This window comes from Microcoleus asticus IPMA8, from assembly GCF_013179805.1.
GTDB lineage: Bacteria > Cyanobacteriota > Cyanobacteriia > Cyanobacteriales > Microcoleaceae > Microcoleus > Microcoleus asticus.
Map to the genome: position 1 here is coordinate 22,214 of NZ_SRRZ01000053.1, position 23,968 is coordinate 46,181.

General features: G+C 45.6%; 17 protein-coding genes and 1 CRISPR repeat array. Of the genes, 10 read left to right on the forward strand and 7 right to left on the reverse strand.

Features of this window, described 5'->3' with window-relative positions:
* The first annotated feature begins 198 nt into the window (after window positions 1-198).
* On the forward strand, window positions 199-4,122 hold the full coding sequence (locus tag E5S67_RS15490) for a cobaltochelatase subunit CobN (RefSeq protein ID WP_172188706.1): 3,924 nt from the start codon (window positions 199-201) through the stop codon (window positions 4,120-4,122).
* A gap of 210 nt (window positions 4,123-4,332) precedes the next feature.
* Here the strand turns inward: E5S67_RS15490 and E5S67_RS15495 are convergent, their stop codons facing one another.
* Entirely contained in the window at window positions 4,333-4,992 is a 660-nt protein-coding gene (locus E5S67_RS15495; RefSeq protein ID WP_172188708.1) for a COP23 domain-containing protein, read from the reverse strand.
* A gap of 326 nt (window positions 4,993-5,318) precedes the next feature.
* Here E5S67_RS15495 and E5S67_RS15500 point away from each other — a divergent pair, with 326 nt between their 5' ends.
* From E5S67_RS15500 to E5S67_RS15510, 3 genes are all read left to right on the forward strand, one after another.
* Window positions 5,319-7,004, forward strand: a complete 1,686-nt coding sequence (locus tag E5S67_RS15500) for a potassium channel family protein (protein ID WP_172188710.1) — start codon at window positions 5,319-5,321, stop codon at window positions 7,002-7,004.
* A 169-nt stretch (window positions 7,005-7,173) separates the two neighbouring features.
* Window positions 7,174-8,967, forward strand: coding sequence for an N-acetylmuramoyl-L-alanine amidase family protein (locus E5S67_RS15505; protein WP_172188712.1), 1,794 nt, complete (start codon window positions 7,174-7,176; stop codon window positions 8,965-8,967).
* A gap of 81 nt (window positions 8,968-9,048) precedes the next feature.
* Complete coding sequence (locus E5S67_RS15510) at window positions 9,049-9,444, forward strand: SH3 domain-containing protein (protein WP_172188714.1); 396 nt, start codon at window positions 9,049-9,051, stop codon at window positions 9,442-9,444.
* Window positions 9,445-9,560: 116 nt separating this feature from the next.
* Here E5S67_RS15510 and E5S67_RS15515 read toward each other — a convergent pair whose 3' ends face one another.
* The 3 genes from E5S67_RS15515 to E5S67_RS15525 form a co-directional block, all read right to left on the reverse strand.
* Window positions 9,561-9,722, reverse strand: a complete 162-nt coding sequence (locus E5S67_RS15515) for a Uma2 family endonuclease (RefSeq protein ID WP_246276804.1) — start codon at window positions 9,720-9,722, stop codon at window positions 9,561-9,563.
* Window positions 9,723-9,847: 125 nt separating this feature from the next.
* Complete coding sequence (locus tag E5S67_RS15520) at window positions 9,848-10,381, reverse strand: HEAT repeat domain-containing protein (protein ID WP_172188716.1); 534 nt, start codon at window positions 10,379-10,381, stop codon at window positions 9,848-9,850.
* Between the two features lie 406 nt (window positions 10,382-10,787).
* Window positions 10,788-11,765 (reverse strand): hypothetical protein, encoded by a 978-nt coding sequence (locus E5S67_RS15525; RefSeq protein WP_172188718.1) that lies wholly within the window; start codon window positions 11,763-11,765, stop codon window positions 10,788-10,790.
* Window positions 11,766-11,828: 63 nt separating this feature from the next.
* On the opposite strand from E5S67_RS15525, the gene E5S67_RS15530 reads away from it, so the two are divergent.
* Entirely contained in the window at window positions 11,829-13,025 is a 1,197-nt protein-coding gene (locus E5S67_RS15530; protein WP_172188720.1) for a CapA family protein, read from the forward strand.
* Between the two features lie 319 nt (window positions 13,026-13,344).
* Here the strand turns inward: E5S67_RS15530 and E5S67_RS15535 are convergent, their stop codons facing one another.
* Both E5S67_RS15535 and E5S67_RS15540 read right to left on the reverse strand, forming a co-directional pair.
* Window positions 13,345-14,880 carry a flavin-containing monooxygenase gene (locus tag E5S67_RS15535; protein WP_172188722.1) on the reverse strand — a complete coding sequence of 512 codons (1,536 nt, stop codon included), beginning with the start codon at window positions 14,878-14,880 and terminating at the stop codon, window positions 13,345-13,347.
* A 270-nt stretch (window positions 14,881-15,150) separates the two neighbouring features.
* Entirely contained in the window at window positions 15,151-15,912 is a 762-nt protein-coding gene (locus tag E5S67_RS15540; RefSeq protein WP_172188724.1) for a cobalt-precorrin-6A reductase, read from the reverse strand.
* Between the two features lie 227 nt (window positions 15,913-16,139).
* Between E5S67_RS15540 and E5S67_RS15545 the strand changes: the two genes are divergently transcribed.
* On the forward strand, window positions 16,140-16,958 hold the full coding sequence (locus E5S67_RS15545) for a tetratricopeptide repeat protein (protein ID WP_172188726.1): 819 nt from the start codon (window positions 16,140-16,142) through the stop codon (window positions 16,956-16,958).
* A gap of 106 nt (window positions 16,959-17,064) precedes the next feature.
* On the opposite strand, the gene E5S67_RS15550 is transcribed toward E5S67_RS15545, so the two are convergent.
* Window positions 17,065-17,853: a TIGR01548 family HAD-type hydrolase gene (locus E5S67_RS15550; protein ID WP_172188728.1), complete on the reverse strand. Its 789-nt coding sequence runs from the start codon at window positions 17,851-17,853 to the stop codon at window positions 17,065-17,067.
* Window positions 17,854-18,029: 176 nt separating this feature from the next.
* Here E5S67_RS15550 and E5S67_RS15555 point away from each other — a divergent pair, with 176 nt between their 5' ends.
* From E5S67_RS15555 to obgE, 4 genes are all read left to right on the forward strand, one after another.
* On the forward strand, window positions 18,030-18,341 hold the full coding sequence (locus tag E5S67_RS15555) for a 30S ribosomal protein PSRP-3 (RefSeq protein ID WP_278187374.1): 312 nt from the start codon (window positions 18,030-18,032) through the stop codon (window positions 18,339-18,341).
* Window positions 18,342-18,795: 454 nt separating this feature from the next.
* Window positions 18,796-19,869, forward strand: a complete 1,074-nt coding sequence (locus E5S67_RS15560) for a class I SAM-dependent methyltransferase (protein ID WP_172188730.1) — start codon at window positions 18,796-18,798, stop codon at window positions 19,867-19,869.
* Window positions 19,870-20,287: 418 nt separating this feature from the next.
* Window positions 20,288-21,181 carry a Mo-dependent nitrogenase C-terminal domain-containing protein gene (locus E5S67_RS15565; RefSeq protein ID WP_172188732.1) on the forward strand — a complete coding sequence of 298 codons (894 nt, stop codon included), beginning with the start codon at window positions 20,288-20,290 and terminating at the stop codon, window positions 21,179-21,181.
* Between the two features lie 530 nt (window positions 21,182-21,711).
* Window positions 21,712-22,752 carry a GTPase ObgE gene (gene obgE, locus E5S67_RS15570; protein ID WP_172188734.1) on the forward strand — a complete coding sequence of 347 codons (1,041 nt, stop codon included), beginning with the start codon at window positions 21,712-21,714 and terminating at the stop codon, window positions 22,750-22,752.
* Between the two features lie 271 nt (window positions 22,753-23,023).
* Window positions 23,024-23,882: a CRISPR direct-repeat array (repeat unit 37 nt; unit sequence GCCGCAATTAACCTAATTCCCTATCAGGGATTGAAAC).
* Window positions 23,883-23,968: the final 86 nt, after the last annotated feature.

Below are 23,968 nucleotides of genomic sequence, written 5' to 3' on the forward strand. Positions count from 1 at the left end.
GTTGTAAATATGGCTGTGTTTGGATTGGTTTGATTATTTTAATTGGTTCTTACATTAATAAGACATATTTGATGAACCGCGAAGGAAGAAGAAGTGAAGCAAGTAGTTTTTATGTTTTATTAGGGGCACAGGCATCTTGCCTGTGATTTTCTGCAATTAGTCTATCATTAAAAGAAGCAAATATTTCGAGGTATGGCTGTGAAACGCATTGTTTTAATTGCAGGGTTTGAATCTTTTAATGCTGATTTGTACCGCAAAGCTGCCGAGTTGGCTGTTTCTGGGTGTCAGGGATTGGAAGTGCGGGTTTTTAGCGATCGCGCCCTCGCAGATGAACCCGATGCTGTAGCAGCCGCCCTCTCGAATGCTGATGTGTTTTTCGGGAGTTTGCTGTTTGATTACGATGCGGTAATGTGGCTGCGAGAAAGGGTGCAACATATCCCGATTCGTCTGGTTTTTGAGTCTGCTTTGGAATTGATGAGTCTTACTCAAATCGGCGCTTTTAAAATTGGCGACAAGCCGAAGGGAATGCCGAAACCGGTTAAGTTTATTCTGGATAAGTTCAGCAACGGACGAGAAGAAGATAAGCTGGCTGGTTATATCAGTTTTTTGAAGGTTGGGCCGAAGTTATTGAAATACGTGCCAGTGCAAAAAGTGCAAGATTTGCGCAACTGGCTGATTATTTACGGTTACTGGAATGCGGGCGGTGCGGATAATGTTGTGTCGATGTTTTGGATTATTTCCGAAAAGTATTTGGGGCTGAAGGTTGCAGAAATTCCGCCGCCTGTAGAAACTCCCAATATGGGTTTGCTGCATCCCAATTATAATGGTTATTTTGAATCGCCTCGGCAATATTTGGATTGGTATCTCGGTAATCAAAGTGCTAGGGGCGGGCAAGATACCCGTTCCACAAAAGAGGCTAGACATCTTGATAGAAAGGGTTATAACGGGCAAGATGCCCGTTCCACAAAATTTGAGACTAATTGGTCTGAAAATTTAGACCGGGTTTCTAACGGGCAAGATGCCCGTTCCACAGAATTTGGAACGAATTGGTTCCCAAATTCATATCCAGTAAAATCCCCTGTTGTGGGCATCTTGCTTTACCGCAAGCACGTTATCACCAAACAGCCTTATATTCCTCAATTAATCCGATATTTTGAAGATGCGGGAATTGTGCCTTTGCCGATTTTTATCAATGGCGTTGAAGGCCATGTTGCGGTGCGGGATTGGATGACGACTGCTGATGAAACTGCGCGGCGAAAACAAGGCAATATTGAAACTCTTTCGCTTTCTAAAGATGCTGTGGAAGTTGATGCGATTGTTTCTACTATTGGCTTTCCTTTGGTTGGCGGGCCCGCTGGTTCGATGGAGGGTGGAAGGCAGGTGGAAGTTGCTAAGCGGATTTTAACTGCTAAAAATGTACCTTATTTTGTGTCCGCACCTCTGCTGATTCAGGATATCCATTCTTGGACTCGTCAGGGGATTGGAGGTTTGCAAAGTGTGGTATTGTATGCTTTGCCGGAGTTGGATGGCGCGATCGATCCTGTTCCCCTGGGCGGTTTGGTGGGTGAGGATATTTATCTGGTGCCCGATCGCGCGAAACGCCTGACAAGTAGAATTAACAATTGGGTGAAATTAGGTCGAACTCCCCCATCTGAAAGGAAAATTGCGATTATTCTCTACGGATTTCCTCCCGGTTACGGTGCGGCAGGTACGGCGGCTTTATTAAATGTACCGAAATCGCTGCTAAATTTCCTGCACAAACTTCAAGCAGCAGGTTATACAGTTGGAGAAATTCCGGCTGACGGTGAGGAGTTAATTCGCAGGGTGAAAGAGGCGGATGAAGCTACTTGTGACGGGCAAGATGCCCTTATTAAACAAGAGACTGTTAATGTCAAAACTTTAGAAAAATGGCTTGGCTACCTGTTAACAAGTCGTATCGAAAAACAGTGGAAATCTTTAACTGGTACGGGCATTAAGACAGACGGGGACGATTTCCAAATCGGTGGCATTCAACTGGGGAATGTTTGGATCGGTTTGCAGCCGCCGCTGGGAATTTCGGGCGATCCGATGCGCTTAATGTTCGATCGCGATTTGACACCTCACCCTCAATACGCTGCTTTTTACAAGTGGCTGCAAAATGATTATCAAGCTGATGCTGTGGTTCACTTCGGAATGCACGGCACTGTGGAATGGTTGCCGGGATCTCCTCTGGGAAATACTGGCTATTCTTGGTCGGATATTCTGTTGGGAAGTTTGCCGAATCTTTATATCTACGCCGCCAACAATCCCTCGGAATCGATGTTAGCCAAACGGCGCGGTTACGGTGTTTTGATTTCTCACAACGTGCCGCCCTACGGTCGCGCTGGCTTGTACAAGGAATTAATGGCTTTGCGGGATTTGATTGCGGAATATCGGGAAGATACGGCTAAGAATTATGTGCTGAAAGAGGCGATTTGTAAGAAGATTTTAGATAGCGGTTTGGAGGCAGACTGTCCGTTTGAGGATGCTCAGAAATTGGGAATTGCTTTTAGTTTTGAGAATGTGGGAATGTTCAGTGCTGATGCTTTTAACCGCTATTTGGTGAAGCTGTACGAGTATTTGCAAGTGGTGGAATGTCGCTTGTTTTCTTCGGGTTTGCACGTTCTCGGGGAACCGCCTAATTCTGAGGAAATGCGGGCTTATCTTGAGGCTTATTTTGGGGATAGGTTATCACCGGAACAGGTGCAAGAACTGGTTTTTGAAGAAAATGAACCGCAGAGACGCAGAGGGCGCAGAGAAGAAGAGAAAGAGGGCTTTGATGGGGTTTTTGAAGAGGGTTTGTTGGTGCTGGATTTGTTGTTGCAAACGACGGATGAGTTGACTAATCTTTTGCGGGGTTTGAATGGGGAATATATTCTGCCAGCACCGGGTGGGGATTTGTTGCGGGATGGGGCTGGGGTGTTGCCAACTGGCAGGAATATTCACGCTTTAGACCCTTATCGGATGCCTTCTCCTGCTGCTTATGAAAGGGGCCGCGAAATTGCTCGGAAAATTATTGAGAAGCACCTTAAAGAACAGGGAAATTATCCTGAGACTGTGGCAGTGATGCTGTGGGGTTTGGATGCGATTAAAACGCGGGGCGAATCTATTGGAATTCTGCTGGAATTGGTGGGGGCTGAACCTCTTAAGGAGGGAACTGGACGCATTGTTCGCTATGAATTAAAACCGTTAGCTGATGTCGGTCATCCCCGGATTGATGTGTTGGGAAATCTTTCGGGTATTTTCCGAGATAGCTTTGTGAATATTATTGAATTGTTGGATGATTTGTTCGTGCGAGCGGCGGAGGCTGATGAACCGGAATCGGAGAATTTTATTCGCAAACACGCTTTAATTTTGCAGGCACAAGGTGTGCAGAATTATTCGGCAAGGTTGTTTTCTAATCCGGCTGGGGATTTTGGTTCTTTGGTTAATGATAGGGTTGTGGATGGCAGTTGGGAATCGGGGGATGAGTTGGGGAAAACTTGGGAAAGCCGCAATGTTTTTAGTTACGGGAGAAAGGATAAGGGGGAAGCGAGGCCGGAGGTTTTGACTCAGTTGTTGCAAGGGTGCGATCGCATAATTCAAGAAATTGATTCTGTTGAATACGGTTTGACTGATATTCAAGAGTATTATGCGAATACTGGCGGTTTGAAGAAAGCCGCAGAAAAGCAGCGCGGCAAAAAAGTCAATACCAGTTTTGTCGAAAGTTTTTCTAAGGATACAACTCCTCGCAATTTAGAAGATTTGCTGCGCTTGGAATATCGAACTAAGTTGCTCAATCCTAAGTGGGCTAACGCGATGGTCAATCAAGGTTCGGGCGGCGCTTATGAAATTTCGCAGCGGATGACGGCGTTAATTGGTTGGGGCGGAACGGCTGATTTTACTGATAGTTGGGTTTACGATCAGGCGGCTGATACTTATGCTTTCGATGAAGAGATGGCGAAGAAGTTGCGGGAGGCAAATCCTGAAGCTTTTCGCAATATTGTAGGGCGAATGTTGGAGGCTAACGGGCGTGGTTTTTGGCTGCCGGAGGCGGATAAGTTACAGCAGTTGCGAGAGTTGTACGAGTTAACTGATGAGAGGATTGAAGGGGTGACAGTGTAGTGTTTTTAATATAAATATTTAGGGTGGGCTAGAAGCCCAACCCACAATAGTTTCAAAATTTTTCAGGTGCAAGCATTGGGATTAATATTACCCACAGCCAGGACACGGCACTGCCGTGTCCCTACCGCGATTAATGGTAGGGACACGGCACTGCCGTGTCCTCTATGTCATGTCTGAATGCAACCGGGAACGATATTAGAGGCGCGACTATTAAATACCCCGATCGCCCTGCGGTTTTGCTACAGGAACTGACGGTTTCTTATTGGGAGAATTAAAAGCTCGATCGACCATATCTCCAAAGGGAACAAACTGCGGTGCCGACGATTGAGTTCCTGTTCTAAACGTTGTAACTGGCCCACCGCCGTCTTGGGCAAAATTAATCAATCTCGTTAAAGCATCACCGGGATTTTTAGCATTTCGCTTGTCTAGGGTGAACAGCAGATTTTGAGAATTGCAGCGCCCCCGCCCGTTCACGTAACAAACTACGGGCAAGTTATTAACAATTCCTGTTGTTAACTGCAAGTTGCTCAATCTTCCGCCATTCTGGGCAACAGCTTTGGTCAATCTATTGGAAACAATTTGACAGCGCTGCCAAGGTGTATATTCGCGGCCGAACTCGGTAGATTTCCAAAGAATCATCGGATCTGTCGTGACATTTCCCCGCCGCGCAATTGTCACAAAATTGCGACCGGAAGTAACGCACTGAAATGTTGTTTTAGTGTTATTCAAAGAGTGGCTGGCTGGAGCTGCTTGCACTTGGCTTGCAAAGGCGACAGTACCGGCGAAAACTAAAGCGGATGCTAATAAGGGTGCACTCAATTTCATAATAACTCCTGCCGCTAAGGCAGCTAAATTTATGTAGGAAGTCATAGTTGTAGGGACAGGGCAGTGTCCTGTGCCTGCCTATTCACATTCTGCAGGTTGGCTGTCGCACCCGGATATTTTTCAAATATTAATATTAGGTTATTGCACCTCATATCTGTAGGTACAGGGCACTGCCGTGTCCTTGCTTCAAAACTTGGGAACGCGGCTTTAGGGAGACGGCAGTCCCGTGTCCTTGTTTCAAAACTTCGCGGCCACGGCGGCACAAGTTTCCTAGATAGTCTTTTTAGCTACATTCTGCAAAGCCAGGAGAGTCAACAATGGTAAGTAAAACTACAAGGACAGCTCCGAAATTGGCTGGCAAATAACTTTTTATGAAACCTCGAATCATTGTTTGCGGGTTGGGCCACACGGGACACAAGATTTTTTGTTTGTTGAGACAGCAAGGAGCGATTGTGGTTGGTATTAGCGATCGCCCAATTCGCGGCGAAACTTCTGATGTGGTTGTCGGCAATTTGCAAGCAGCTTCTACCTTGTTGGCGGCGGGCATTCAAAACGCTCACACTTTAGTAATTGCAGCAGACGATGATGCTGTGAATTTGGCAATTTTGATGCAGGCGAGGATACTCAATCCTCAGATTCGCATCATCAACAGATTGTTCAATACTAGCTTGGGCGACCGAATTGACCACACTTTGCCCGATCACACTTCCATGAGCGTTTCATCATTGGCGGCTCCGGTTTTTGCCTTTGCGGCTCTCGGAAATCAGGCGATCGGACAGTTGCGTTTGTTCGATCGCACTTGGCCGATTCACGAAGAATATATCGATGAAACACATCCTTGGAAAAATCGCAAACTGAGCGATTTGTGGGAGGATCGATCGCGAATGTTGATTTATTATCTCCCGGCTGCTAACAAAACTGATTTAGTATCGGCGGTGCTTGCAGATCGGCAGTGTCAGCAGGGCGATCGGCTAATTGTTGCCACTCAGCCGACTATCCACAGCCCCCAAAAAACTTTAACTCAAAAACTGCTCAAAACATTAACTAGCCTGCGCCGATTTCAGCAGCACAGCCAAGCAGCAGTAATTGTTGTACTGACACTGCTGTCAATGATCGCCGTTGCTACTGCTACCTATATTTGTGTTGACGATAATATCTCAATTGTTGATTCTCTCTATTTTTCCGTAGGGATGATTACCGGAGCCGGAGGCCATGAAAAAGTAGCCGAACAAGCTCCCGAAAGCATTAAACTATTTACAATTGTCATGATGTTAGTTGGAGCCGGCATCGTCGGCATCTGCTACGCACTGCTCAACGATTATGTATTGGGAACTCGCTTTACCGAATATTGGGATGTGGCGCGAGTGCCGCAGCGCAATCATTACATTATCTGCGGACTCGGAGGAATGGGTATCCAAATTGCTAAAGAACTGTACACTAACGGTTACGATATTGTGGCGATCGAGCAAGATCCGAACAGCCGATTTCTGAGCACGGCTCGCTCAATGAAAATTCCGGTAATTCAGGGAAGTGCCAGTTTGGCCGCCACTCTGGAAGCTGCTAATGTTAAGGAAGCGGCAGCACTTTTAGCTGTTACTAGCAGCGATATGTCTAATGTCGAAATTGCCTTGAGCGCTAAAGGATTGGCGCCCAAACTATCAGTTATTGTCCGCAATCAAGACCCACATTTTGCTTTGATGGTGCAGCAAGTTTTTGAGTTTGAAGGAGTTTTGAACCCGACGGAATTGGCTGCCCCTGCTTTCGCAGCGGCGGCGATTGGAGGCAGAATTTTAGGGAACGGAGTGACGGCAGACAGTCTATGGGTTTGCTTGGGCACATTGATTACCCCAAAACATCCTTTCTGCGGTCACCGCATTCAAGATGCCGCTAAGTCTGCTGATTTTGTGCCTCTGTATGTGGAAACTAATTGTCAAACTATTCACGGCTGGGATTTACTGAATTTTTGTTTGAGTACGGGGGATGTTTTGTATTTGACGATGCCGGCGAATCGGTTGGAGCAACTGTGGAGAACGACCTCGGAATTAATTAAAACTTAATGGTTTGACGCGGGGATTTATCTGGCAGCTCGCTCAATTGCAACTACAAACCTGATAAAATGGGTTCTGTCTAGTAAATAAGACTTAGGACTAATCCTCAGAAATCCGGTTTCTTAGGGAAAGTTCTAGTATAAATAATCAACAGACTCTCAATTAGTTGCGATTTAGAATGAGAAAATTTTTAGGATTAGTTGTGTTTGGGATGATCGTGGCGATCGCCTCTGTAGCTGTCGCCGCTCAACCTTTGTTTCTCGCTTATCCTCCCGCCAACCACAAAACTACATCAGATCGCATCTTTTTAATCGGTACAGCGCCCGCACCGGGACAAGTGTTAGTAAATGGCAACCAAATTTCGCGCACCGCAGTCGGGCATTTCGCCCCGACTTTTCCGCTGCAACTGGGCGAAAATCTCTTTACCTTGCGTTACGAAAATCAGGAAGTCAAAATTAAGGTGACGCGCCAGTCGAATCAGCCGGAAGCCCCTGTAGGATTGGCTTTTGCTAAAGATTCCCTGACGCCGAAAGTCGATGTGGCGAGTTTGCCGGGGGAATATATTTGCTTTGGGGCGATCGCACCTGCGAATGCTCGAGTTGCGGTAAAATTGGCGGGCATTACTATTCCTTTAAAAGCGCGATCGCAAGTCGAACTACCCGACAACAAATCTGTACTGTTAGGTGAAAACTCCCCGATTAAAAAAGGCGGCAGCGAACAGTATCAAGGCTGCGGTAAAACCCCTGAGAACGCCCTCTCATCTAAGGGAGAAACAGTTGATTTAGGCGTGCCATCGTTTGAGCTAACAATGAACGATCGAACTATCAGCCAACAGGGTACTGGCAAGATTTCTATTCTTTCTCCGGCTGACTTAGAAATAGCCGAAGTAACAGCAGATCCTGGTGTCGCCAGAACCGGAGCGAGTACAGATTTTTCTCGGATGACACCGCTGCCGAAGGGAACGCGAGCAACAATTATCGGGCGCGAGGGAGAATGGCTCAGACTCGATTACGGTGCTTGGATTAAAGCCTCGGAAGTGCGAATTGTCCAGGATTCAGTGCCTCCGCGATCGATTATTCGCAGCGCCAGCTCGCGTCAAGTTTCCGGCTGGACAGAAGTCTTATTCCCCTTAGAAACACCAGTCCCAGTCACTGTGCAGGAAGGAGAAGGCACTTTTACTTTAACGCTATACAATACTACCGCTCAAACTGACATTATTCGCGTCTCTGATGACCCGGTAATTTCACGTTTGGTATGGCAACAAATCTCGCCGCTGCAAGTACAATACACTTTTAATCTCAAATCTGCCCAGCAGTGGGGCTATAAGCTGAGATACGACGGCACAACTTTAGTGCTGTCTTTAAAACACCCGCCCGCGAATACAAGCATGATGCCGAATTCGCAAGCAAAACCCTTATCGGGAATTAAGATTCTCATCGATCCGGGACACGGCGGGCCGGAGGATGGAGGTGCGGTGAGTCCAGTGGGAATTAGGGAAAAAACAGTAGCTTTAACAGTGTCGAAATTGGTGCAACAGGAATTGGTAAATCGGGGCGCGAATGTGCTCATGACGCGGGTAGAAGATGTCGATTTGGATTTGCCGCCGAGGGTGGAAATGATTCAAAAAGAAGAACCTGCGATCGCACTTTCGATTCACTACAATGCTTTGCCGGATAACGGCGACGCGATTAAGACTAAAGGTGTCGGTGCTTTCTGGTTTCACCCGCAAGCGCACAGTTTGGCAATGTTTTTGCACAATTATTTAGTTGCCAAGTTGAACCGTCCGAGCTATGGTGTATTCTGGAACAACTTAGCCATGACCCGTCCTGCCGTTGCTCCATCTGTTTTAATGGAATTGGGATTTATGATCAATCCCGAAGAGATTGAATGGATTGTGAATCCGACAGAACAGAAGAAATTAGCCGAGGCGATCGCCCAAGGTGTTACCGAATGGTTTGCCTCTGTCAAATAATAGTTAGTAGTAAGGACTGAAGTCATTCTCAAAAAGTTCATAGTCAGGACTTCAGTTCGGCCAATCCAAGGAAATGAAATAATGCTAATTTTTACTCAATCAAAAGCCTTTTTTATTGCAGCCGTCGTTGCAAGTTTTAGCTTCTCACTTTACAGCTTTCCTGTTTTCGGCAAGCAGCAAAGCCTTGCTCCGGCAAAAGCAGAAGCTTTAAAAAAGCAAACTCATTGCTCGTTTATTACAGGTGAAGGTGGCGCTGTTAACATTCGCAAAGGCCCAGGCAATAAGTACCCGGTTGTAGCTAAACTCAAAAGAGGAGACGGAGTTAGGGCTGTCAGCAGACAAGGTAATTGGGTGAAAATTGCGGCCAGATTTTCAGGAAATCCTCCTAATGAAACTTTTACAATCCTTGACGGTTGGGTGAACAATCAATTTATTAATGGTTGTTCCGAAGACCAATTTGACAGGTGGCGGCAATAGGGGATTTGGTTTGTAGTAAGGACTTCATTCCTGAGTTTAAATGATGACTAAAGTCCTCACTACAAACCCAACTGGTAGAGTTTTAAAATTGGTACAAAAAAGACGATCGCCCTGATTCATTGTTGCATTTTCAACCAACTAAACACCTGTTCGGCGGTGATATTCAGGGGAATCATTTCTGGCACAGGAACGACATCGCTACCTTCGCAGAATTGAGGTTGTTGGTTGGGCAAAAACGCTAAAATTGATCGATCGTCTGGATCGATTAGCCACCCCAACTGACAATTATGTTGAAGACAGTGAATAATTTTTGGCGTTGCTTAATCAGGGTATGAAAAAAATAAGTTGAAAATCCAGAAGCTTTGTGGATACTGGTTTCTATGACTGGCATATTTAGCCTTTCCTACCCTAAATCAGCAACGCCAGATTCTCTAAAATACTCTAATATCATATTTGCATCGTCACGAATTAGTTCTTCAGAGGATTGAGTTGCCTCTTTGATAATCATTATTGCTTCAGGAGTTTCGAGTTCTGCTAATGCCCAAAGAGACTTTCTTGGCACAATGAACCATATATCATATGACCAGCGGTAGGTCAATGCTTTAGATAATGCAGAGACTGCTCTTTCATCCCGCAATACCTCCAAAATTTCAATAATGGATTCGTGGAGACCATTATGGCTCTCATTATTGAGGAGTTGACAAAGTATAGGAGTGTAATCCTTTGATAGGTTACTCCAGGCTGCGATCATTGCAAATGAAGCACCAGGATAATCAGGATTTGAAACATATTTTTCAAACTCTTGAATCACTTCACTGATTGTAGGGGGCGATGCTTCAAATTCTTTATTCATTTCCTTCAAAATTCTTAATGATTCTTCGCCATTTGAAGCCTCTTTGAATAATTGCAGATATTTCTCAATCGTATCAGTTAACATTACTTTAGCCTCTCAATCTTAATTATGTTTTTGTTGAAAAAGGCGACTCCATCAGGGCTTTTACCGAGAAGAGTACTCACAAGGTCACCTCTTTCAAGTTTCAATTGAGGGGTTGTCGAGCTTTTTCCAAAAGAAGGACGGTCAGGAAATATTCCTGCGGCTGATGAGTGTGTTTCACCCATTTCAGTCAACCCATCGAATGTACCATCATTTACGCGTTGCTTAATCAGGGTTGGATAATTTCCCCCTCAATGTATCCGCTAGCAGGTTTAGTTTCTGCCAGTTTCAGAAATTCTTCCAGGGTGAAGCGCCCAGTTGCGATTGCCATAAATAAATTCCTCGATTCTACCTATCTTCAGGGTAATTTAAAAATTATTTATCTTGCCTGAAAATGGTGTTAGATAGCCTAATTTTGCGGAACAATCTGCTGTTTAAATTCAAACAAATTAGGATTTGTAGGGTCATAAAAAGCCCGCAACCAATGCACGTTTGGAGAACCAAAAGTTTCAACTCTCGTAAAATTTTTCATTCTCGGTAGTTGAGTCTCATCAGTAAAATAGGGTAAAGGTTTATCGATGCGGAAATAGTGAGTGTCGCCGTGGACGAATACAACCTGCCCTGGGAAATTGCCTGTTTCTATTTCCAGAGTTGCGATAAAATCGTTGTAGCCACTTCTTCTTTTGTCGGTCGGATCGAGTTCAAATCCCGGATTTGCCTGTGCAACTAACACAATTCCTTTGCTGTTGCTGCGTTTGGCTAAAGCAAAACATTCTTTGATCCAGGCTAAGTTAGCTGAATTGCGATCGGCATATTCTGCATCTGCTTCGGGAGTGCGGCCAAAATTGTTGTTGCTTCCCGGCATATTAATCGCAAAAAATACAATGCCATGATAAATCCAGCGAACATTTTCGCGGTATTTAGCAAACTGCGGGTTTTCGCTTTGACGGGTGAGACTTAAGGTGCGCTTTCCCAGACTTTGACTACCGTTGCTGAAGATTTCCCGCAGTTTAGCAAGTCTTTCTACTGGATCGTAACTGCCATTATTTGAACGGTGACAATCCGTCCATTCATTGTCACCATAAACAAGAATAAACGGTATCTCAAATTTGTCAAATAACTGCTTGCGGCTGACAAAAGTTGCATCATCGCAGACACTAGAACCGTTTTTAATGTCGCCGTCGTGGACGACAAACGCTGCGGGCGATCGATTGATATCTGCAATCAAACTCGGAAATTTTGCTTCCTGTTCCGCACTGTAGGGCAAATCGCCAATCAACGCAAATTCAAATGGTCTAGTGGCAGAAGTTTGAGCGTAAGTTAAAACACCAAAACTTGTAATTAATACAAAAACAATAAAGGCAATAATTAGATAGTTTTTTTTCATCTATTTAGCCGTAACTAATTTAGTTATGATACCATATAAGCCGAAAAATCACTCTCAAAAATCATGAATTTTAGTCGGTTGCTTTCGGTAATTGCCATGCTTTCGATCGCAGGCTGCAATATTCAAACGCCACAAACCAACACACAGCATACAGAAAGTCGATCGCCAATTGCAACCCCTGTTCCCGCCAAACCAAAGTCTGAGATCGAAGAAGCAAAACTAATTGCTGTCGGCGACATCATGATGCACAGTACCCAAACCCGATCGGGCTACGACGCAAAAAAGAAAACATACAATTTTGACACTTTCTTCGCACCAGTTAAAAGTATCCTATCAACAGGCGATTGGGTCATCGGAAATCTCGAAACACCTTTAGCGGGCGAAGATGCGGGCGGATATACCGGATATCCGCTATTTAACGCACCGGCTCAATTAGCGGATGCGGCTAAAAAAGCCGGATTTAATATCTTGACAACTGCAAACAATCATGCTTTAGACCGTGGAGAAAAAGGGGTAATTAGGACGATCGCCAATCTGAGCGATCGTAAAATTGCCTCAACAGGAACAGCCGAATCGAAAGCTGCGGACGATCGCACTTTAATCAGCACCAAAAACAACATTTCCCTAGCTATTCTCGCTTACACCTACGGCACAAACGGCATTCCCATACCCAAAGGCAAAGACTATTTAGTTTCCCTAATAGACGAAAAAAAGATAGTCAAAGACATTGCTAAAGCCCGAACCAAAGGAGCAGATATTATCGCAATTTCCCTGCATTTTGGGAATGAATATGAGCGACAGCCAAACGCGCAACAAAAACAATTAGTTCAAAACCTATTAAAAGCTGGTGCAGACATCATTCTCGGCAGCCATCCCCACGTCGTCCAACCTTACAAAATTTTTAACTTCCCCGGGAAAAATGGCAAAACCCGCAAAGCTGTAGCAATTTATTCAATGGGAAACTTCATTTCCGGTCAGAATAAAAATTATACAGACTTAGGCGTAATTTTGCAAGTAAATATTCGCAAAACCTTTCCCGAAAAAACTACAGAAATTACCAGCATCAAAACCATTCCGACTTGGGTACACCGCTATACTCAGAACAATAAAACGAACTATCGCGTTTTGCCATTAGAAACAACTGTCAGCCAGAAAAAAGATACACTGCTAGCAACTTCACAGTATCCTGTTTTAAAAACATACCTGCAAAAAATGAACAATCATCTTAACTCTTTGAATAGTCAAAAAAAATCAAAGTAATTTGGCATTGAGAATTGGGAATTGAGCATTAGTTATTGGAATTGGAGGCAGAGCCGAGCGATTTGTATTCGCAGGCAGTGCCCATTGCTAAGGTAACAGTTTAAGCTAGGGAAGCATTTGTCAATCAGCAATTATGCTCAGAATTTACTCAAGTTTTTGGTAGAAAACTTAGATTTGGGCGATCGAACAATCAGACCGAATCTTCAGCAAAAAAATTTACCCAAGCTTGGATATCCTTTCCAATTAGTGCGAAATGGGCAGCAAAGACCTGAGCAGCAGAATAGCGCATCAATTGATCCCTCCTAAGCTTTACAAGCAATCATGTATCCAACGGAAGAGGGTGTAGTGGAGTAGAGCGACTTTTATTTTTGTGATTATATTCTTCGCATACGCCAAGATAATCTGATGGTTGATATCTGCCGAATATCTCAGCGAAAATGTTAGGCAATTTTCGATAAGGAGAAACACCCAGATCTTTAAGCATGATGTCAATATATTGTTGAAAGCGAGTATTGACTGCACAGGATCGCGAAGGTTCAAATTGAATATTTGCGCGTTTCCACTGGCGGATACATTCAATACTTTTTTCCATATTTTCGCTGGAAGGTAACTCAAGTTCACCACGCAAGTAAGCACACAGCCATTGTGCGGCAATTTCGACAGCAGGCACGTGCATATATCCATGATTGAACCCGGCAAAGGCAATGCCAGGAATGCGAGGATGAAGCAAGTGGCGATATAACTGCACGCCATCGGGTTCGGTTTCCAAGATTTTTCGATATTTATCAGGCAAAAATGGAAAAATTGGCGCTTGCGAACCCAAAGATAGAATGACTAAATCGCATGGAATCTCGCAACCATTTTTCAACTTTACTGCTTCTGGCGAAAAACCAGATAATTCTGCACGGTGGGGCGAGATTTTTCCTTCTGCAATAAACGGATAGTAATCTTCAGGCGCAACCGCTGTGGCTGAACGTAAATCAGGCAATAGTTTGTGGTCTGGTTGTACAGCTTTGATGCGACTCTGGGCGGCTTGGTCTTTTCCAGAAACATTTCGCTGAACTTGAAAGCGGAAAATGGATGCAATCAAATCCCAAAAACCTGAAACAATGAAGCCAAGGCGATTGTGCAGGAAACGTTCAATGGCGGTTGGATGTGACCAACTTGTCATCATCACTGTTCCAAAACGGCTGAATAATGGGTAGGTAAAATGTACGCCCAAAATCCATTCTGGGATCAGCCAGCGCGGTGTACGAAATACATGATTTACTTGCGCGCCTTGTTTGGCTGCGAAAGTCGCCATGTCCAAAGCACTTTTTCCGAAGCCAACGATTACAACTCGTTGATTGTCGAATATATCAAGCGCGTGTACATCCCGTTCAGTGATGATTTTCCCGCCGAAATCTTCGATACCTGGGAATTCAGGTTGATACTTTCCTTCTGTATATTGCCCAACTGACATAACGACGTATCCAAATAATTCTTCGCGAACGCCATCCTGGTTTTTATATTTTAATAGCCAGCCATCTTCTGTTTCTTTGAGTTCGATAACTTCATGATTTAACCGCACATCCAGCTTTAAATGGTTGACCGCTTGTTCCAAATAATTCAGGATTTGTTCTCCGGTGGGATGTAAATCAGGCGTGAATGGCCAGGGAAAATCAGATAAATGATACTGTTCCCTGATATTTTGCAGGTGTACGTTTGGGTATGCAAGTGCCCATACTCCGCCCAGCTTTTCGGATTTCTCGAAAACAACTGCTTGGAAACCATTTTTCTTGAGAATATGGGCTGTCGTAATGCCTGATATTCCCGCGCCAATAATGGCAATTGGCATACCGTTTTTGTATTGCATATATTTGAGTCTCCTGATTGGGTAGGGTTATTAGAGTAATTCTCCTGACGCAGTGACAAAAAACCGGAAAGCCTTGCACTGAGAAGAGTTTAAATCGATCGCTCTCACACAGACAGAGGGGTTGTCACCCCGTCCAATCCGCGACCTTAACCCCAACTGCTGATAGTAGTCTAGGTATTTGTAGACTAAGGGGAGAGTAATTCTTGCCGTCTGGCTGCTACAAGCTCAGTTGAGGTGCGCTGGCACATTCCGATCGCCCCAAGGATGTAACTAATAACTCATAACTAATAGCTGCTTAATTAACCAAGCGATCGCTCGTTCAACATTATCAACCTGCTCAACATCGGGAATCTGCGGCCGCTGCACCATTACAACCGAAATTCCCAGTTCCCTAGCCGCAGCAATTTTAGCATAAGTAGCACCGCCCCCGCTGTTTTTACTAACAATTGTATCAATCTGATATTCTAACAGCAATTCTCGCTCGTCTTCTAATGTAAAAGGCCCCCTTGCTAATAACAATTTACCGTTAGGAACAGGAGTATTTAGTGCAGGAGGATCGATCGCCCGCATCAAAAACCAAATAGCATCCAAACCCGCAAACGCAGCCAATTCCTGCCTGCCAATGGTGAGAAACACCCGCTGAGACTGCCCTAATAAAGCCTTTGCAGCCTCCGAGTGGCTGGTAACTTCAATCCAGCGATCGTCCTCCACCATCTCCCAAGCTGGACGCACCAGCATCAAATAGGGCACATTGCATTCAGCAGCAGCAACAGCAGCATTGGCAGAAATCTGAGCCGCAAACGGATGAGTAGCATCAATTAACAAGTCGATCGGGCGATCGAGCAAAAACGCTGCCAGCCCAGCCGCCCCACCAAACCCCCCAATTCGCACCGTACCCGTTTTTGGGGTAAAAGGCTGCTGAGTGCGTCCTGCTAGCGAAGATACCACCTCTATTTCAGCGATTTGAGACACTCTTGCCGCCAGTTCAGCAGCATCCCCCGTCCCGCCCAAAATTAGCAACCGTTTTTTCACCAAATTATCCTTAGTTGCGACTACACAAACTGGCGGTTAAAACCGCAACTACACAACCAAAGTCCGCCTGCGCGGACTAAAGAAAATCCAGGGTTTTAGAACCTGCGGAGACAGGTTTTGTCTGTGTAGCTGCGACTTAAGTCGCCGAGACTTTTCAAACATCTTCTAACCAACGCCCGCAAATTCGGTTAATAATATGTTTAGTAAAGTTTAAACTACCAACAACGATGATTCGCTCACTTTTCACATTTTTTACAGTATTAATTGTAACCGGGTTAGTGTGGTTGGGAAATATCGCGCCCGTTGCCGCACAAGTACAACCAACAGATATCGCCGAACCCCAACAGGAATTGGGAGAACTCGTTCAAAAAGCTTTTCAAGCTACAAATGAAGGTCAATTTCCCGCCGCTGAAAGTTTTTGGACTCAAATTATTGACAAATTTCCCTCGCAAGCAGCCGCTTGGAGCAACCGAGGCAATTCTAGAGTCAGCCAAAACAAGCTGCAAGCAGCTATTTCCGACTACGAAAAAGCGATCGAACTAGCTCCCGATGCCCCCGATCCCTACCTAAACCGCGGCACGGCTTTAGAAGGTTTAGGACGCTGGGAAGAAGCGATCGCCGACTACAATCATGTACTAGAATTAGACCCCAAAGATCCAGCCGCCTACAACAACCGAGGCAACGCCGAAGCCGGTTTAGGAAAATGGGAACCAGCAATTGCCGACTACAGCAAAGCCTTTGAATTAGCCCCCGAATACGCCTTTGCCCGCGCCAACCACGCCCTCGCACTTTATCAAAACGGGCAAACCAAAGAAGCAATTCGCAACATGAAAAACATCGTCCGCAGATACCCCCAATTTGCCGACATGAGAGCCGCCCTCAGCGCCTGTCTTTGGGAAGCAGGACAGCGCGGCGAAGCAGAGAGCAATTGGGTAGCCGCAGTCGGCCTCGATCCCCGCTACAAAGACATCGATTGGGTTGCCAATAACCGCCGCTGGCCGCCAGTTGCAGTCAGCGCATTAGACAAGTTCTTGCACTTGAAATAATTTCCAAGGCAAAGTTGGCGGTTGTCATTGGTTATTGGTTATTGGTTATTTCGATAACTGACAACTAACAACTGACAACTGACAACTGACAACTGACAACTGACAACTAACAATTAACTAATTCTCGAATCCGCGCAGCCGTCAACTCTTCTACATTCCTGAAAACCGCTGCTGCACCAGCAGTTTTCAGCGCCGCAGTATAAGCCTCGCAGCGCTCAGAATCATCCAAAACATGAGGTGGCAAAATTCCAGTCCCCAGCCAAATCCGGTTTGGTTGCACTTCCAGCGCCTTCACAACCGTGTAAATATCGGCAACAGTATCTCCTGCGTAAATTACAGGCAAATTTTTTTCTAAACCGTGCAGGTTTTCCAACTGTTCAATTGCGGAGAAAAGTCCAGCCGGATCGGGTTTTCCCGGTGCATCTTCCATCGCCACCAACACGGGGGAATTTAAACTCAGTTTTCCTTCCAGAACATAAGCAGCTTCATCCCGCATCGCCCCGCTAAAAAAGCCCCAAACAATGCCCTCAACTGTTAAATTTTCCAGGTAAGCCGGACTTAACAGCAGCGGTTCGGCACAAATGTAACCAGTCCAATTTTTCTCATCAGCCCCGCGATAGCGATTTTGGAAGAAAGCCACTAATTCGTCATAGTTGAGAGCGAGTTGGTTTCTCGATCGCCCAATCCCCTCAAAATAACGGCAAACTAACTCGAAAGACGCCTGCCAGTCATTATTCCACACTCCCTCCGACTTCAGAGAGTCGATATCGAGAGAATTCGGGCGAAAAGCACCCGCCGTGAAATGTTCCACCGCATCCGCGATCGCCCGCCGGTAGGAACCGGACACATCCCGCACCACACCGTCAATGTCGAAGACTAAAATAACTTTGTTCACAACTTAACCATCCTTGTACCTAGGGCGGGTGAAAACCCAAATTTTATCGGTTTCAAGCCAATTTCCGGCACGAAACCCAGCCCCAGACAAAACTTTTAATCACTGATGACTCATTATTGAACAGAATGTGCTACGCTTAGCGATTGTAGAAATTTTTAACAAGTTCGATCGGAACCCTGGAGGTTTGCTTGTCCAAGTTCATCTTAAAAGTTCTCTGGCTAGAAGAGAATGTTGCCCTCGCCGTTGACCAAGTTGTCGGCAAAGGAACTAGCCCGCTGACATCCTACTTTTTCTGGCCTCGCAAAGATGCGTGGGAAGACCTCAAAAACGAACTCGAAGCCAAACACTGGATTGCTGATAACGATCGCGTCGAAATCCTCAACCAAGCCACAGAAGTAATTAACTACTGGCAAGAGGAAGGCAGACGGCGCCCTATGACTGAAGCTCAGTCAAGGTTCCCGCAAGTGACTTTTACCGGCAGCAACTAAGCCCAGCTTTAATTTGCTACCCATATAAATTGCCTGTTATGGCTGACGAGGGGAAGGAGAGAGGGGAGAAGGCGAGAGGATTTGACGCTTTTTCCACCTCGCCGTGAAACATACAATTTAAATGCGCTACAGCTTATCTTGATACTAACTCCGATTTTCAGAGCTACTCGGGTTTTGGGCTTGGTCGATTTGAGATTTGAGATTGGAAATTTATGCAAAATAAAGCTCTAAAATCGCCTTTTCTAAAATCTAAAAATACTCAGCAACGAAACCAAAGAAATCTAATATCGGCTTTTTTATACTTTTAAATTGTACAGTCAGCTCTCAACGGACTTCCCCCGAACCTCCAACCTCAAGCCTCAAAATCCATCGGTTAAATCCGTTAAATCTTGTACACGGCTTCCTTCTTCCTTCTTCCTTCTTCCTTCTTCCTTCTTCCTTCTTCGCGGAATTTATGGGCGCCGAAAGTACGATCGACCAAACCGAACAGCTACCGCTGGTAGTAAATCCCGACATTCTCCAGCAAGCTATCCTCTACAAAATTAATACTCGCATCATCGCTCGCGGAGAATTAGTTTTCCCCTGTGTACCGGGAATGGTAAGCCACTATCTCAAGGCGATAGAACAGCTATTTCGCACTCTCGACAGACCCCTGCCGGAAGAACGCAGAGACGAACTCAGCAAGCTTTTAGTCAACAAGTTAGAACAAGGCTACCGCACCTCCACAGCATCGATGCTGATCCTGCAATACGAATCAGTACAGCCACCGCAAACCGGTTTAGCCTGCAAAGTGATTGTTACTACCTCAACAATGGGAGAACAGTACAAAAGCTGGATAGACACCAGAGAACCTCCGCTTTTCGGCTCTCATCCAGACGCAAAATTGATGGCAACGGCTGCTAAATTGGGCACACCCGATCGAGTGCGGATTTTGGACGTGGGGGCTGGTACCGGCCGCAATACCTTGCCGCTGGCGAGATTGGGCTATTCTGTGGATGCGATCGAACTAACTCCTGCTTTTGCAGAACAATTGAAAGCGGCAGTAACAGCCGAAAACCTTCCCGTGACAGTGACTGAAGGCGATGTTCTCGACCCCTTAATGCGGATGAAACCGGCCCGCTATCAGCTTGCAGTTGCCGCCGAAGTCATTTCACATTTTCGAGACAGCGATCAAGTACGGCTTTTCCTCGCTAAAATGTGCGATTCCCTGTGTCCTGGGGGTCTGTTGCTGTTCAGCACGTTTTTAACAGTCGGCGACTACCAGCCTGATGCCCTGGTGCGACAAGTTGCCCAACTCTCTTGGTCTACTTTATTTACCCCCCAAGAACTCGCCACCGCAATGGAAGGGTTGCCCTTAGTCCAAATATCCGACGAATTGGTGTTTGAGTACGAACGCCACCACCTGCCGGAAGGAGCCTGGCCGCCGACACCCTGGTTTCCCACTTGGGCCACCGGTCGAGATGTCTTCCCGATGGCAAACGGACGCCCGCCAATGGAATTGCGCTGGATTTTGTGCCGCCGAAGTTAAAAAAATCAGTCATTTCTAGACGGACACAGCAATCACAACCTTTGAACGGCGGTAACAGTTGCATCAGCTCTTTTTTTTTCCAAGTCATAAAGCCGGCTCGCTGTCAAATGTTACGACGCCGTTACACAAAAATTTACAAAAATATATATTAAAATGTAAAGATAGCGAAATTCGATCGCCCCTGGGTGAGAAACCCCGTGTCTGATTAGATCCAACGCTTGCAAACCTTTTATTTCTTGCGAAAAATAGGGTTGCTAACGGCAATCGGGTTTGAATAAAAGTCGATCGCCCTCTCAATCGGTGCAACTAGAGTTAAGATGAGTCCAACAAACCTATTCCTCCAGATAGATGACGTTTTAAGGAATAGGATTAACCAATAGATTAGCTCGCTAGTTAGCGATGATCCTGAGAAACAAATATGCTTTTAACACGTCCACTACAAGCGTTTGGAGCAATCTTCGAGCACAAACCTTCAACAAATACATCATTGAGCGAACAAAAAAGCAGTAAAAATTCTTGGGAGGGGAATATTGATCCCGCTGTAAACGAACAAATTGACTGGTATATCCAAATGGAAATGCTAATGAGTAACGCTAAATCTTCCTGCACCGATGAAGAGATTACTGCTTGGCTGCGCGGATTGCTGACAATTGCTTGGGCAGACGGCAACTTTGACGAAGACGAGCAAGAAATGATTGCCAATCTAACTCAGGATGAACTACATCCGGTATCTTTTGAAGCAAGTTTTGAACCTATTGCCTCAGAGGAACTAGCTGCTGTTTTAGGGAAAAGCACAGCCAACGGCGAGAATTTTTTGAGGACAGCAGTAATGGTAGCCTTGGCAGACGGTACATACTCGCTCAGCGAAGACGAGGTAATTCACAACTTTTGCACAGCTTTGGGTCACAAGGTCGAGGCGATAGAAGCTCTCCGACAAACGATACAACAGAGCAAGTCCGATCCCCAGGGGCCCAGCAGCCAAATAGTCTTTGATGCGAATGTCGCCCCCGTCGCCGGAACACCGCTTTCATCTCGACTACCTCAACCTCACCAAAAAAATGTTCTGCAACCCGTCAAAGACTGGCTTGACGCCTGGGAAGTTCACGACCCCAGAGTCGCACACTTTGTCTGCAAAATGATTCCGCCGCAGTGTCCGTTTGAGCGAGATGTCGTGTTATTCGGACGCAAAATCGTGCACATTCCGGCGATGTGCAAGATTAACCCGCTTTACGAACAGTTGGTGGGGATGCGCTTTCGAGCTCTCTGCTATTTGGCAGATGAATGTAAGGAAGATGTATCGATATATTGTTAGTAGTCAGTGGTCAGTAGTCAGTAGTCATTAGTCATTAGTCATTCTTGTGAAATCTTGGATTAATGACTGTAACTATTAACCAATGATTACTAATTAGTCCAAGACGCAAAAACCTAGTTTTTCTACAAAAAAACATCGTTACAGCGATCCGCCCCAGTAGAAAAACCAGGTTTATTCAGTTTTTGTGGGTAAGTCCTGCTAATATTAAATCCGCTTTGATAATACCAATTCAAAAAAGTTTTGCTACAATCCTCAATCTTATACAAATTATTAAAAGTCGCAAACCCAAGAGCCGGACACGGCACTGCCGTTTCCCTACAGATGCTCGGGTAAAATCTCTCGGTATGCACTACTTTTCAGAATTGGTATAACTATATTTTTCCGGCGACTATAAGTCGCGACTACACTTGCTTGGAGTCAGCCTCTGCACACTCAAGGAAAAGAGGAATATTGTACTTGGATCTGGTATCATAGCTAATGACTAATGATTACTGACTACTGACTACTGACTATTGACTACTGACTAAATTATGCAATTTATCGATCGAGCAGATATTCAAGTCGCAGCCGGCAAAGGCGGCGACGGTATGGTAGCTTTTCGCAGAGAAAAGTATGTACCGGCGGGCGGGCCGAGCGGCGGCACGGGCGGGCGGGGCGGTTCTGTGTTTATGGTAGCGGTGGAAAGCCTGCAAACGCTGCTAGATTTTCAGTACAACCGAATTTTTAAAGCCGATGACGGGAAGCGCGGCGCGCCGAAGAATATGACGGGGGCTTCTGGGGACGATCGCACGATCGAAGTTCCCTGCGGTACAGTAGTTTACGACGCGGAAACTCAGGCAATCTTAGCAGATTTAGTGACGCCCGGACAGACTTTTTGCGTTGCCAAAGGTGGCAAAGGCGGTTTGGGAAACAAGTGTTTTCTGACCAATTCCAACCGCGCTCCCGATTATGCGATGCCGGGAAAAGAAGGAGAACACAAATTTTTGCGTTTGGAATTGAAGCTATTAGCTGAAGTGGGAATTCTGGGGATGCCGAATGCTGGCAAATCCACCTTAATTTCAGCTTTGTCTGCAGCTCGCCCCAAAATAGCAGATTATCCGTTTACAACTTTAGTCCCGAATTTAGGTGTAGTCAGAAAACCCACCGGCGACGGTACTGTTTTTGCTGATATCCCGGGATTAATTGAGGGGGCTCACGAAGGTGCGGGTTTGGGTTACGAGTTTTTGCGGCACATTGAGCGGACTCGGTTGTTGCTGCACTTGATTGATGTTACGGATGAAGATCCGATCGCCAATTACGTCACAATTCAGGAAGAATTAAAGGCTTACAGGCGTGGTTTAGCCGATAAACCGCAGATTTTGGCTTTTAATAAGGTAGATGCGATCGACCTTGAAAGCGAAGAAATCGGTAATTTAATCAGCAGACTTAAAGAAATGAGTGGTGCTCCTGTTTTGTTGATTTCCGCTGTGAGTCGAGTTGGTTTGGATGAATTGATGCAGCAAGTTTGGCAAAAACTCGACGAGATGAACGAAAAAGAGGTGGCGGAACAGTTAGCAGTCGCGAGTGTTTAATCGCTTTCCCGTTTCTGGAATTTCCGTGAATGGGTAGGTGTTTTTTTGAGGGGGTCAAATCTTTCGGCTGTATGGCTTGTGCGGCAAGGGTTTGAGCCTCTGTACCTTGAAAATTAGGTTCACGGAAACGCTGGAATTCTTGCTGAGTATGGCTTTCATGGTTGTTGAAGTTTCTGTCTCTTGACAGGGCGGTGGCTGAAATGATATTTTGTAGATCGTTCACGGAACAGTACCTTGAAAACTAAATACTGTAAGGCTTCTGACACGAGCGGCCGCAATTAACCTAATTCCCTATCAGGGATTGAAACGTTTGGGTTTGCTTTCGATGTAGACAATCACCCAGGCCGCAATTAACCTAATTCCCTATCAGGGATTGAAACTCAGGCACTGCCTGGGATTCTTGGGGCATTATAGCCGCAATTAACCTAATTCCCTATCAGGGATTGAAACTTAGCAGATTGCGATATGCGACCTAGTGCATCATCGCCGCAATTAACCTAATTCCCTATCAGGGATTGAAACAAAGGCCGTCGCCCTGCATGGCGATGAATCAAAAGCCGCAATTAACCTAATTCCCTATCAGGGATTGAAACGAAACGGAATCTGAGACGCCAAGCCAACAACCAAAGGTAGTTGAGAGGTTAGCCGCAATTAACCTAATTCCCTATCAGGGATTGAAACTTGACTAACATTAGTCTCTCTTCTGATGCCGAGGGCCGCAATTAACCTAATTCCCTATCAGGGATTGAAACAAACCTCAAGTTATACCAAAAGCAAAGCGAGAAGGACGAGCCGCAATTAACCTAATTCCCTATCAGGGATTGAAACGTTAACACAATTTCTTGTATGAAGAATAATCCTAGATACAGCCGCAATTAACCTAATTCCCTATCAGGGATTGAAACGGCATTCTCCTGGCAACATCTCTGCCAAAGCCGACGAGCCGCAATTAACCTAATTCCCTATCAGGGATTGAAACGCAGCAATCCGTTCTCGAACCAATTTAAGTTGGTTGCCGCAATTAACCTAATTCCCTATCAGGGATTGAAACGCCTGCCACACGTCTATGCACTTTTTGGAATCAAACACGCAAGCCGCAATTAACCTAATTCCCTATCAGGGATTGAAACGAGCAACTTTCGATCAAGTCGAAAGGAAGTACGAAAGCCGCTATAATCAAAAAAACTAAGCGGGCAGGGGACGGAACGCTGGGGCG